10 protein-coding genes are annotated in these 13,173 nt (G+C 66.6%); all 10 read right to left on the reverse strand.

Annotated elements, in window-relative coordinates:
- Positions 1-238: 238 nt before the first annotated feature.
- The 10 genes from RPPS3_RS06470 to RPPS3_RS06515 all read right to left on the reverse strand — a co-directional run bounded on the left by RPPS3_RS06470 (position 239) and on the right by RPPS3_RS06515 (position 13,129).
- Positions 239-1,636, reverse strand: coding sequence for a carotenoid oxygenase family protein (locus RPPS3_RS06470; protein ID WP_107343357.1), 1,398 nt, complete (start codon positions 1,634-1,636; stop codon positions 239-241).
- A gap of 32 nt (positions 1,637-1,668) precedes the next feature.
- Entirely contained in the window at positions 1,669-3,045 is a 1,377-nt protein-coding gene (locus tag RPPS3_RS06475) for a vWA domain-containing protein (RefSeq protein WP_107346468.1), read from the reverse strand.
- Entirely contained in the window at positions 3,038-4,147 is a 1,110-nt protein-coding gene (locus tag RPPS3_RS06480) for an AAA family ATPase (RefSeq protein WP_107343358.1), read from the reverse strand. The genes RPPS3_RS06475 and RPPS3_RS06480 overlap by 8 nt, the downstream gene beginning before the upstream one ends.
- A gap of 18 nt (positions 4,148-4,165) precedes the next feature.
- A complete protein-coding gene (locus tag RPPS3_RS06485; RefSeq protein WP_107343359.1) occupies positions 4,166-5,212 on the reverse strand; it encodes a hypothetical protein in 1,047 nt (348 codons plus the stop codon).
- Positions 5,213-5,394: 182 nt separating this feature from the next.
- On the reverse strand, positions 5,395-6,390 hold the full coding sequence (locus RPPS3_RS06490) for an alpha/beta fold hydrolase (RefSeq protein ID WP_107343360.1): 996 nt from the start codon (positions 6,388-6,390) through the stop codon (positions 5,395-5,397).
- A gap of 225 nt (positions 6,391-6,615) precedes the next feature.
- Complete coding sequence (locus RPPS3_RS06495; RefSeq protein WP_107343361.1) at positions 6,616-8,121, reverse strand: M81 family metallopeptidase; 1,506 nt, start codon at positions 8,119-8,121, stop codon at positions 6,616-6,618.
- Between the two features lie 144 nt (positions 8,122-8,265).
- Positions 8,266-9,918, reverse strand: a complete 1,653-nt coding sequence (locus RPPS3_RS06500; protein ID WP_107343362.1) for an ABC transporter ATP-binding protein — start codon at positions 9,916-9,918, stop codon at positions 8,266-8,268.
- Positions 9,919-9,988: 70 nt separating this feature from the next.
- On the reverse strand, positions 9,989-10,879 hold the full coding sequence (locus RPPS3_RS06505) for an ABC transporter permease (RefSeq protein ID WP_107343363.1): 891 nt from the start codon (positions 10,877-10,879) through the stop codon (positions 9,989-9,991).
- A gap of 13 nt (positions 10,880-10,892) precedes the next feature.
- Positions 10,893-11,834 (reverse strand): ABC transporter permease, encoded by a 942-nt coding sequence (locus RPPS3_RS06510; RefSeq protein WP_107343364.1) that lies wholly within the window; start codon positions 11,832-11,834, stop codon positions 10,893-10,895.
- 164 nt (positions 11,835-11,998) lie between these two features.
- Positions 11,999-13,129: a M20/M25/M40 family metallo-hydrolase gene (locus RPPS3_RS06515; protein ID WP_107343365.1), complete on the reverse strand. Its 1,131-nt coding sequence runs from the start codon at positions 13,127-13,129 to the stop codon at positions 11,999-12,001.
- Positions 13,130-13,173 lie beyond the last annotated feature (44 nt).

Consider the following 13,173-nt stretch of genomic DNA (forward strand, 5'->3'; position numbering starts at 1 on the left):
CTCCCTGGATCAGTTCTGTTTATGATAGAACTGGAATCGCGCTTCGGAGCGCTCACAACAGGCACAACCTCATGGTGAGGAGGCGCGAAGCGCCGTCTCGAACCATGCGCCGCAGGCGATGTGGCTCCTCATCCTTCGAGACGCCCGGCTTTGCCGGGCTCCTCAGGATGAGGACTTTAGGACCCTTGGCAAGCGCCCAGTCCGCTTCAATCAATCGATTGAGCGCGCTGACGAGAGTTCAGTCAGCCGCCACCCAGTTGCCGTGGAAGCCGTCCGGAATGCGGTGGCCGAGCTGGACCAGAGCGATCGGACCGGCGGCGATGTCGGAGGCGTTGAAGACGGCGAGGTCGCTGCGGTTCTCGCAGCCGCGCCACACCACCGCGAGCAGCCAGCCGTCGGCTTCGCCTGAGTCCTTGCTGCGCGGCACGAACACCGGCTCGCCGATGGTGTCGCCGATCGGCAGGAAGTAGCGGGCGCGGCGCTCGCCATCGCCGCCGACATGCACCAGGCCGGACAGCACGTCGGGCGCTTCCGGATTCATGCAGGCGTACCAGCCATGGCGGCTGCGCAGGCCGGCGCGGCGCTCGTCGATCCGCGGAAATTCTCCGTTGATGTCGTCGAGGTAGCTGCGCTGGAAGCTGTCGCTGCGGCCGGCGAGGTCGAACGTCCAGCGGCACAGCCGCGCACGGGATTTATCCGGATCGAGCGACCTGCCGTCGGTGTCGGTGAAGAACGGCGGCGCTTCCGACTGCATCACGTCGGCGATGATCGTGTTACCCTCGTCCCAGGCGTTCATGACGTGAAACACGAAGCACGGCTCGCTGCGGAACCAGCGGATGTCGCGGACGCTGCCGCTGCGCGGCATCACGCCGACATACGAGCCCTTGCGCGGCTCCCACGCATACGGCGGCTTGCCGCGAACCGCTCGCCAGATGCTGCCGGTGAGCGGTAAGATCGGAAACAGCACGTGCTTTGCGGTGACGATGAAGTCGTGCACCATCGCCGAATACGGCGCCTTGAAGCGCTCCAGCCGAGTCAGCCGACCGGAGGCATCGATCGCGCCGTGCATCATGCCGCGGCCGAGCGGCCGGCCGACATTGTAGCCGAAGAACAGCATCTCGCCGGTGACCGGGTCGATCTTCGGATGCGCCGTGAACGGCCCCTGCAGCGCGCCGCCATAGTCGCAATAGCCGCGGGTCTCCAGCGTCTCGCGTTCGATCTGCATCGGCAGATGCGCTTCCTCCAGCGCCAGCAGCCGACCGGCGTGATACACCACGTTGGTGTTGGCGACGTTGCCGTCGCGCGGCGTCGAGGCCGGCGCATCCTTCAGCCGCATGTTGAATTCGCCGTACAGCGGCCGTCCGGCGGCATGCTCGGCCAGCCATTTCGGCGTCCGCACCCAGCGATTGCGATACGACGCGCGGCCGTTTTCGAGATGAAATGCGTGCAGCATGCCGTCGCCGAAGAACCAGTGCGCGTTCGGCGAGACGAATTGCGGGTTGGCGCCGTTGCGATATAGCGTGCCGTTCAGCTCGCGCGGCAGCTCGCCCTTGATGGTGAGGAACGGCGCGTCGCACTCCATCGGAATCGGCGCGATATTGTCCCAAGTCTGGGGTACGCCTCTCACCTGCAGCATGTCGTCGGTCTCCTCGTCGTTGCCGCAAGTTATTAGTCGAGTGGAAGCAGCCGTCCAAACGGCTGCACCGCATGGGCATGCTCCTGCGGCACCGCCCAGATCACCGGCCAGCGCGGCTTGAACTCCGCCGGGCCTTCGAGATCGGTCAGCACCACGGTGATATCGGGCTTGTGCCGGTCGGCCTCGACGAGCAGCGGCGTGAAGTTGGTGCCGCCGCCGCCGGCAAATTCGATCTCGCTGAGCACGAAGCGGCGTCCGGGCTCGAAGAACTCGACCTGCCGCACCCGTTCGTCGCCGATGATCAGCACCAGGCCGGCCTCCTGGCGCCGGATGATGGTTTCGATCTCGGTGGCGAAGCGCTGCATCAGCTGATCGTCGATCGAGCCGGAAACGTCGATGATCAGGGCCAGCCGCGGCTCGTTCTTGGTCGGGCTGAAGCCCGGTTCGAACGGCATCCGGTGATTGCCGGCGCGGCCCTGGTTGGCGATGTAGGAGCGCGTAGGGCGCGACCAGGTCAGCGCCGGTTTGCGGGCGAGGCCGCGCGCAAGCTGCACCCGCAACACCTGGGCCCACGGCGTGCGGCTGTGCGGCAGATCGGCGATCAGCGCGCGCAGCATCGAGAATGCGCCGTCGCCGGCATGGCCGCGCAGGATGCGCTCGCTCCATTCGCGCGCCAGCTCGGCCTCGTGTTCGGGGGCTGACTGCGCCTCCGGGTTCGGCACCAGGTCGCGCGCGCCACCGGCGCCGAGCGCCCGCACCTTGGCGGAACGAGCGCCGTCGCTGCGCTGGGCGGTTTCGCTCTCCGACGTGCCGGATTGGGATTGGGCCTGATCCTTGCCGCCGGAGCCCGACGAGTCCGCCTTGGAGCCTTGCTGCGATTGCCGGCCGGATTGCTGCTTGCCGCTGGTGCCGTCGTCGCGGTCGTCGATCGCCCGGTACAGCTTCTCGACGTCCCATTCGAGCAGCGCCGATTCCGGCTGTTGCTCGCGGCCGAGCGCCTTGAACACGATCTGCTCCAGCATCACCGCGTTGTCGGGGAGATGCAGCCAGCTCAGATGCGCCAGCGTGGTGTTGACGATGGCGTCGGCGCAGATGTTGAACAGTTCGAGGTCGACGTCGCCCTGGGTGCGTTGCAGCTCGACAAAACGCTGCGAGTGGCGCAGCGCGATGTGCAGCACCTCGTGCGCAACGAGTCCGACCTGGTCGGGCAGGGGCAACCGATCGAACGCCGCGCTGTAGTACACGGTTGTGCCGTCGGTCACCGCGGCTGGCGTCTCAGCCGGTGTCTCGTCCGGCAGATCGCCATGTTGCACCCATAACGCCAGTCCGCCGGTCGAGGGCGCGAACTCCACCATGCGCTGGATTGCGCGCGTGCCGCGGTGGCAGTAGAGCGCGCCCGGCTCAGGCATCGGCGGCTTCCAATTGCCGGCGGTCGGCGTAGCGGGCATAGGCCGGGCTGTCGAGGATCGCGGCTTCAAGGCCGTTCTCCAGCCCGCGCTGCATCAGCAGTTCCATCGCCAGCGTCTGTGCTTCGCGGATCGGCAGCGGCACGGTGCTGCGGATGTCCGGCAGCTGCTCGATGATCTCGAGCGCCCGCGCCAGGGTGTCCTTGTCGGCGCTGGCGGCGAGCAGCCCGTACAGCATGCCGTACAGCGCATCGAGCGACTTCGGCAGCAGCGCGGAGGTCTCGGGGCCTGGGCGCGCCGCGAGCAGCTTGAGCACGTCGGTGCCGGCCTGGATCTCGCGCAGCACGCCGAAGAACTCCGCGGCGTTTGCGGCGCCGATCCGGCCCTGCACGAACAGCCGCTTGGCGTGATCGGACAGGCCGGATTTGAGCACGTTGGAGATGTCCTCCCAGCCGCGCGGGCTGGCGCCGATCAGATGATCGCCGGCGAGCTGCGCCTGGGTGTCGTCGAGCTTGTCGGGACGGATCTTCAGATACGCCATTACTTCGGGCGCAAAGTCGTGGGTGATGGCGTGGCTGAGGAAGGCGTCGATCGCAGTCTGGACGTTGAAGTGGAACATGCGGTCGGCGAGCGCGGTGCCCATGTCGTGGCTGATCGCGCCGTGGAAGCTGGCGTTGCCCGCGGCCACCACCTGCCAGCCGTCGGGCAGGTGATAATTGCCGACGCGGCGATCGAGGATCAGCGAATAGGCCGAAATCTGCAGCCGCTGATCGGCGGCGGTGAGTTCGTCGAGAAACAGAACGCCTTCGGGCTGGTCGGGCGACGGCAGGAATTCCGGCGGAAACCACACTGTCTTGGCCAGGTTCTCATCCGCATAGATCGCGCCGCGGATGTCGACCGGCTCGATCGTGGTGAGCCGGAGATCGATCAGCGGCACCCGATAATGCGCAGCGACCTGACGGACGATCGACGACTTGCCGACCCCGCGCGTGCCCCACAGCATCGATGCCCGCCGCCGCAGCGTCGGGTCGGCGTATTGCTCGATCAGCGCGGCCTTGGCGGCGGCAATCGAGACCGGGGGGATGTTCATCGGGTTGCCGTGCATCGATCGTGTCCTCGCTCGTCAGGTCGTCTGTGCATCCATCTGTGACGGGGCCGCCTCGGCTTCCGGCAGCCACGTCGCCTTCCAGCGCCGCGGTAGCGGCGGAATTTCCAGCGACGGCGTCTCGCGCATCCCGAAGGCGCCGAACATCAACAGCGGCGGCGCGCCCATCAGCAGCAGGTTGAAGATCGAATCCTGCGGCACGTCGATCAGCGTCAGGCTGGCGGCGCCGGCGATCAGGCCGCCGAAAAACAGCGCCGGGATCGCGCGGCGGAAGGTCACCGTCCAGCGCGCACCGCGCAGCTTCTCGTAGTAAGCCGCCGGCGGCCGCGTCAGCGTGCGGGCGAGATGCGCCACCGTCTTTTCCAGCGCGGCTTCGACTCGCCGGCTGAGCTCCGGCTCCTGGCCGCGCACCTTGATCTTGCCGGTGAAGCCGGCCTTGCTCTTGCGCAGCGGCGACCACGCCCAGCCGATCACGGCGAGCAGATCCTCAGGCAGCGCCACGCCTGGTGTGCTTGGGGTGACGTCGATCTCGGCCGGATAACCGCGCACCAGCGCCCCGCGCAACAATACGCGGAACCCCGCAATCACGGCCTCACCCCGCAGCAGCACGCGTTGTGTCGCATCGCCTGCGGCGTGCCGGGTGCTCACCGGGGTGAGGCGATAGCTCAGCGCGACCACGGCGCCTTCGACGCTGCGGAACTGCTGCTGGGGCAGCACCTGCTCGATCCGCCGTAGCAGGATGTCGAGATCGTCGCCCTGGGTTTCGAGCGCCGCGGTCAGGCCGTCTTCCAGCGTGAGCGTGCGGGTGACCTGATGCAGGCCGGGGCGGGGATTGTCGAGTTGCAGCAGCTCGGTCGCGTTGACGCCTCCGCGGCCGGCTTCCTCGTGCATGACCGGCTTGAACACGAGCCGCCGCGCGAGGCGATCGCTGGCGGCGAGGTCGACCTGATAGCCGCGGCGGGTGAACGGTTGCACAAGCCCGAGGATCTCGTGGTGGGTGAACGGCGGGACCGGCGCGGTCTCGATGCTGCCTGCCGATCCGGTCAGAAGCTGTGCGTAGTTCATTACCGTCAGCAACCTCCGCAAGTGAAGCCCAGGCGGCGCAGCCTTGAGGTCGGCTGCGCCGCGATTCACGCGTCCAAATCAATCGCGTCAGGTCTAGTTTCTTCAACTGCGAAGCGAAGGCAACTCACGCTATTGTTGATCGTGCATGGTTGCTGGAGTTGCCTCGGACATTCGCAGAGCCATTACGCCGATTGCACCAGCGTCGGCTTGCCGACCTCGCTCGGCTGCACCTTCGTCAGGAACTGATCGTACGAAGATACCACCTGATCCAGCACCTCGAAGTGCGGGAAAGCGCCGGTGTCGAATTGCACGATGGTCCAGTTCGAGCGGCCGGCGACGCGGGTCTTGTGGCGATAGTCGACGAAGTCGCCGCGCACGCCGTGCGCCATCCACACCGGCAGCCGCAGCTGCTCGTAGACGTGCAGGATGTCGGTGCTGAACATGAAGCCGGCGACGAAGTAATACGGCGCATGGCGGGCGCCGGGCTGATGCGTGGTGGCGTAGTCGTAATCGACCATCGGCTCGTCGATGTCCTTCGAGCCCCATGCCTTCTCCAGGAACTTGCGGATCACCGGCCGCGCGGTGAGCATCTTGAAGAAGCCGCGGTCCCACAGTTTGACCCGCAGCACGTCGATGATCCAGGAGCGACCGCGGGTGCCGGGCGTGCGCTCGTCGCGAGCCCGGCCTTCGAAGCCGGTCGGGCTGATGAAGCCGAGCGAGCGAAACGCCTGCGGCGTCTCGGTCGCCGCGCGGGCCAGGAACTCACTCGCCAGCGACAGCGCGAGCGCGTCGATCGGCTGCTCGCCATGGATGCGGCGGATCTGTTCGACCGCGGCGTGGACCGCGTCGGTCATCATTCGCGCGGTGTATTCGCGGTCGTCGCGATCGGATTGGCCGAAGCCGGGCAGGTCGATCGCGTACACCGGTCGCTGCTTCGCGTAGTAATCGTACAGCGGCTTGACTTCGTAAGCGGAGCCGGCGGCGTTGATGCTGTGGATGAGCAGCAGCGGCGTGGTGCTGCCATTCGGCTGCGCGTCGCCTGCCGCATAGATCGCAAACCGGCCAACCACGCTGGTGATATCGGTGCGCGCACCCGCCACCGGATTGGCGAGCCCCGTCCGCGCATGATGCTGCTTGATGCTACCTGTATTGATTGCTTGCCCGCTGAGCGACGGCATCTGCGACCTCTCTTGCATTTGAGCGAACCGTCGAGCCAATCGCGTCAAACCGGGAAGGTTCCAATTCGCGCGCGCTTCACGCTGCTTCAAAGCAAGAATGGTATCTGCATACATTGGCGCGCGCGCGAAAATCGACTCGTGCGTGCATGATAGTCCCGCTGCTGACTGGTGCGATCACGAGGGACACCGTCAGCGCGAATTGACGTCAGTGATGGCGATGAGTTGTTAGTTCGGCGCGACGAACGGTTGTCCATTCGGCTTGACACGAATGCCCGGTCGTAGCCGCTGCCACGGCAGCGCCGCGGTATCGGCCGGCATCGCGCCGGGCGCGGCACAGATCAGCAGCCGCTCGGCGATCGGCTGAAAATCGGCGCGGAAATGCACCGAGCTTTTCACCACCAGGATTGCCTGCGTGGTCGGCTCGATGCCGACATAGCGGTACATCGCCTGATCGGCGAGCTGCGCTTTGTGCGACGCGATCACCACGCGCACGCCGCCGATCCGCAGGCAGGCGGACGGCCCCATCTCCATCTCGCGGCCACCGAAATACGGACCGGGTGCGACGAAGCGGCCGTCGGAGAGCTGCTCGACGACGAAGATCTCCTCGAATGGTGTGTCGCCGGGAATGCCCGACTTGCCGCCGAGCGACAGCGAGACGATCGCGCCGACGCCGGCGGCATGCGCGGCCTTCGCAGCGTCCGGATCGTAGATCACGCCGATCGCGGCGCGCTGTGCGTTGTTGCGCACCAAGGCGCGGAGCATGCCCGTGGTATCGGAATCGCCGCCGGCGCCGGGATTGTCCTGGGTGTCGGCAATGATGATCGGCTTGGCGGCGGTGCGCGCCAATTCGATCGCATGCTTCACGCCATCGTCGGGCGAATAGATCTTGCCGTCGAAATCGTCCTCGTGACCGGCCACCAGCGCCGCCACCGCATCCGCTGCCGCATCGGCATCGGCCTGGGTGCGTCCATAGGCGAACACCGACGGTGCGCAGTCCGGAAAATCGGCGGCCGGAAAGCCCGGTGCAAACGACAGCGTCGGCACCGCCTCGCTCTCCAGCGCGGCGAGCTTGTCGTAGATGCCTTTGGTCGGCTGATCGAACGTGCACTGCCACGAGATCGGAATCAGAAACGGCAGTTGCCGGAACGCCTTGGCGAACTTCTGACCGCTGCGCAGCAGCAGCTCCAGATGCTTGGCCGAAGCACGGCCGGTGTCGGCCATATCGACATGCGGATAGGTGCGATAGGCGATCAGCGCGTCGGCGTGTTCAATCATCCGCGGCGTGACGTTGGCGTGCAGATCGATGCTGACCACCAGTGGCAGGTCGGGCCCGATCACTGCGCGGACGCGGGCCAGAATCTCGCCTTCGCCGTCTTCGAGATGTTCGGTGACCATCGCGCCGTGCAGGTCGAGATACACCGCGTCGAGTTGGCCGGCGGCCTTGATGCCGTCGATCATGATTTTAACGACGCGCTCGAACGCATCCTCGGTGACATGCGCCGATGGGCTGGCGCCGCAGGCGACGGTCGGGATCAGCTTCCAGCCTTTGGCGTCGGCCTCTTCGACGAAGCCAGCGAGGCCGACGTTGATGCCGCGCATCACCTTGAGCACGTCGGCGCCGATCGTCATCGCCGGCCACCCGCCGCCATGCACGAACGCCTCCCAAGTCGCCTTGGTGGGCGCAAAGGTGTTGGTCTCGTGCAGGAAGCCACCGACGGCAATGCGGGTCATGTTGTTGTTCTCTTGCTGACTTAACGTTCGTCATTCCGGGATGCGCCCCTTGGGGCGCAGGCCCGGAATCCATATCCCCTGGCGGTGGTTATGGATTCCGGGCTCGCCGCTGCGCGGCGCCCCGGAAAGAGCGGGGAGAGGGGGTTAGCTCACCATCGCTGCCGGCGCTTCGCTGACCGGGCGGAAGTTAGCGAAGTCCCAATGCCGGCCGGGAGCGGCTTCGAGCAGTTGGCGGGTGTAGGCTTGCTTGGGGTGGGTCAGCACTTCGCCGGCCGGTCCTTGTTCGACGACGCGGCCTTTCTCCATCACTGCGACATCGTCGCAGATCTGCGCTGCGACGCGCAGGTCGTGGGTGATGAACAGCAGCGCGATGCCGAGCCGGGTCTGAATCTCGTCGAGCAGATTCAGCACCTGCGCCTGCACTGAGACGTCGAGCGCCGACACCGCCTCGTCGGCGACCAGCACGTCGGGATCGAGCGCCAGCGCGCGGGCGATCGCGATGCGCTGGCGTTGGCCGCCGGAGAACTGATGGGGAAAGCGCGAGATCGCATCCGCCGGCAGATGCACCAGCTCGAGCAGTTGCCGCGCCTTGGCGAGCGCTTGCGTCCGCGGCACGCCGTAATTGATCGGCCCTTCCGCAATGCTCTCACCGACGCTGACGCGCGGATTGAGCGAGCGGTACGGGTCCTGGAATACGATCTGGATCTTCTTGCGGTGCGGCCGCAGCAAGCGGCGCGAAAGGTCGGAGATCTCGCGGCCGGCGAGCCGGATGCCGCCCGAGGTCGGATCGATCAGCCGAACGATGCAGCGTGCCACGGTGGATTTGCCTGAGCCGCTTTCGCCGACGATACCGAGCGTGCGCCCCTTGTGCAGCGTCAGCGTCACGTCCTGCGCCGCGACCACCTCGCGCTGGCGGCCGAGCAGGGAGCGCTCGCGATACACCTTGCCGAGCTCGTTGGCCTCCAGCACCACCGGCGTCTTGGCGACGCCGCGCGGCGGCCGCGGCACCAGGCTCGGCACCGCCGACAGCAGGTTGCGGGTGTAGTCCATCTGCGGACGGCGCAGCACCGTCTCGAGCGGGCCGGTCTCCACCAGCCGGCCTTGCCGCATCACCGCGACGCGATCGGCGATCTCGGCCACCACGCCCATGTCGTGGGTGATGAACAGCACCGCGGTGCCGTGCGCCTGCTGCAGCTCGCGGATCAGCGTCAGGATCTGCTTCTGGGTGGTGACGTCGAGCGCGGTGGTCGGCTCGTCGGCGATCAGCAGCTTGGGCTCAAGCACCAGCGCCATCGCGATCATGATGCGCTGGCGCTGACCGCCCGAGAGCCGGTGCGGATAGGATGCGAAGATCCGCTCGACATCCGGCAGCCGTACCTGCTGCATCATGTCGAGGATGCGGCGGCGGCGCTCGCGGGCGGGCAGGTCGGTGTGGAAGCGCAACACCTCGTCGATCTGCTTGCCGACCGGCACCACCGGATTCAGTGCCGTCATCGGCTCCTGGAAGATCATCGCCATCCGCGACGCGCGGAGCTGGCGCAGGCGCCGCTCGCTGGCGGCCAGCACGTTCTCGCCGGCGAGTCGGATCTCGCCGCCGGAGGCATGCAGCGCGCCCTTCGGCAGCAGCCCCATGGTGGCGAGCGACGTCACCGATTTGCCCGAGCCGCTTTCGCCGACCAGGCACATCGTCTCGCCGGCCCGCACGGTGAGCGAGATGCCGTCGATCACCTTGTCGCCGTCATTGCTGCGGCCGAGGCGGACGACGAGGTTGTCGATTTCGAGGACGTTGTCGGTCATCGGGATGCCTCCACGTCACTGCTTCGTCGATTCGCGTTCCGCAATGACGGACTAAGCTTTGGACCGGCTCTCATCGCGAACCCTCGCGCTGTTTCATCCGCGGGTCGAGCGCGTCGCGGGCGGCGTCGCCGATCAGGTTGACGGACAGGATCGCGATCGACAGCAGCAGGCCGGGCCAGAAGATCAGCATCGGTTTGATCTGAAAGTAGGCGCGGCCCTCGGCCATGATGTTGCCCCAGGTCGGCGTCTCCGGGCTGATGCCGGCACCGAGGAACGACAGGATCGCTTCGGTGAGGATCGCCGAGGCGGCGATATAGGTGCCCTGTACGATCAGCGGCGCCACCGTGTTCGGCATCAGGTGCCGCGCCATGATCTTCGGCAGGCTGGAGCCCAGCGAGATCGCAGCTTCGACATAGGGCTCTTCGCGCGCGGTGAGCACCACCGAGCGGACCAGCCGGGCGACGCGCGGGATCTCCGGGATGGTGATGGCGATCAGCACCGTGGTCAGGCTGGCGCCGGACAGCGACACCACGGCGATTGCCAGCAGCACGCTGGGGATCGCCATCAGGCCGTCCATCACCCGCATCATCACCGCGTCGACCCAGCGGAAGAAGCCGGCGACCAGGCCGATAACGAGGCCGATCGCGATGGCGACGATCGCCGAGCCGACGCCGATCAGCAGCGACACCCGGCCGCCATAGATGATCCGCGACAGCAGATCGCGGCCATAGGCATCGGTGCCGAGCAGGAATTCGGCGCTCGGCGGCTTGAGCCTTAGCGCCGGCGCCAGCTTCACCGGATCGTGTGGCGCCAGCCACGGCGCGAAGATCGCCATCAGCACGACCAGCGTCAGACAGATGGTGGCGACGGCGATGATCGGCGTCGACAGCAGGAAGCCGAGCCGCGGACGCATCGGGCGCGGCACCGGGAGGGTCGGTTCGGACATGGTATCGATCGCCATGGTGCGCGCGCCCTCAGTACCGGATACGGGGATCGAGCAGCGTGTAGGCCAGATCGATCAACAGATTGACCGCGACGTAGATGCCGCTGGTCAGCAGGATCATGCCCTGGATCACCGGGTAGTCGCGCGCCAGCACCGCATCGACGGTGAGGCGGCCGATGCCGGGCAGGTTGAACACGCTCTCGGTGACGACGACGCCGGAGATCAACAGCGCAAAGCCGGTCCCGATCACGGTGATCACTGGCACCGCCGCATTGCGCAGCGCGTGGCGCAGCAGCACGCGGCTCTCGGTGATGCCCTTGGCGCGCGCGGTGCGGACATAATCCTCGCCGAGCACGTCGAGCATCGCCGCGCGTGTCATCCGTGCGATTAGCGCGATGTAGATGAAGGACAGCGTCAGCGTCGGCAGCACCAGCCGCTCGGCGAACGGGCCGAAGCCGCGCGCCATCGGGCGGAAGCCCTGCACCGGCAGCCAGCGCAGCTCGATCGCGAAGATCTGGATCAGCACATAGCCGATCACGAACACCGGCACCGAGAAGCCGATCACCGACAGGCCCATCACGAAGCGGTCGACCCAGGTACCGTGTTTCCACGCGGCGACGACGCCGAGCGGAACCGCGACGATGACCGACAGGACGATGGTCGACAGCGCCACCGTGATGGTCGGCTCGATACGCTGGCCGATCATCTGCAGCACCGGCACCTGCGAGATCAGCGAGACGCCGAGGTCGCCGTGCAGCAGCCGTCCGACCCAGGTGAAGAACTGCACGTAAAGCGGCTCGTTGAGGCCGAGCGACGTGCGGATGCGCATCAATTGTTCAGGGGTGGCGCTGTCGCCGGCAATGATCGCGGCGGGATCGCCCGGTGTCAGGCGCAGCAGCAGGAACACGAACAGTGCGACCACACCCATCACCGGGATGGCCGCCAGCAAACGACGGATCAGATAGCCGAGCATCGGCGCTCCATCATGGATTTGGATCGACGATTAGCGAAACTTATCCCGAAGATGCGGTTCGTCATCATCACCTGCGCTTGAAGCCGTCGAAATCACCCTCGGAGTTCAGCAAGTCCCGTGCCAGGGCTGCAAGCCGGTGCGATCTGATTTGCACAGGTCCGCGCTCACTCCAGCGTCGCGAGCAGTCCCGCCATCAGCCGGCCTCGCTCGGCAAGGCTGTCAATTTCGATGTGCTCGTTCAGCGTGTGCGCGTCGGCGCCACGCACGCCGAGACCATCGAGCGTGGGAATGCCCATCGCGCCGGTGAAGTTGCCGTCGGAGCCGCCGCCGGCGCTGCCGTGCGGCAGGCCGACGCCGAGCTGCGCAGCGACCGCGCGCGCCTTGTCGTACAGTGCCAGGGTGCCGGCATCCGGCTCCCACACCGGGCGGGTCACACCGCGCGTCACGTTGAAGGTGACGTCGCTGCTGCTGCCTTGCAGCGCCAGCATGCGTTCGACGCCGCGGTCGAGATCTGCCTGTCGCTTGGCCATGCTGAGCGCTTCGCCGGTGCAGGTGGTGGCGACGCAGTTCACCCATTGGCCCCCGTGCACGATGCCGACGCTGAAGGTGCAATCTTCCGTGGTCATCGCATCGATCGCCAGAATCTGCTTGGCCATTTCCCGTATGGCGGAACGTCCAGACGACAACGTTGCGCCGGCGTGGCTCGGCTTGCCGATCGCCTCCAGGTTGAATCGCGCGATCGCGTAGCGGCCGGTGACGACGCCGTTGTCGGGGCGTCCGGGCTCCGGCACCAGCACGTATTTGTTGCGTGCCGCCTCGGCTTCGATGATGTCACGGGTCGACGGCGTACCGACTTCTTCGTCCGGCGTGAACAGGATGGTGATCGGCAGCGGCGTCGTGAACGAGGCGCGGGCGAGCTGCTTGATGGCTTCCAGCGTCAGGTAGTTGCCGCCCTTCATGTCGAAGATGCCGGGGCCGAATGCCTTGTTGCCTTCGCGGCGGAACGGCAGCTTCGCCAGCGTTCCGATCGGATGCACGGTGTCGAGATGACCGGCAATCAGGATGCCGGGTTCGCCTTGCTTGGGGTGCGGAAAGCGCGCGCGCACGCAGCCGGCGAAGCCCTGGCGACCGGCGATGCGCTCGATTGTCGCGCCCATGATCGCCATCTCCCGCGCTGCGAGATCGAGCATGCGCTCCACCGCGGCGGTGTCCCAGGTCGGGCTCTCACATTCAACCCAGGCGCGCAGGCCTTGCAGCATCGTATCGGAATCGAATGGGAGATTTGCTGGGTTCATTGCGCACTCTCTGTTGATGGCATTACGAGACTGATTACCGGCGG

Origin of the sequence: Rhodopseudomonas palustris (assembly GCF_003031265.1) — a bacterium.
GTDB lineage: Bacteria > Pseudomonadota > Alphaproteobacteria > Rhizobiales > Xanthobacteraceae > Rhodopseudomonas > Rhodopseudomonas palustris_H.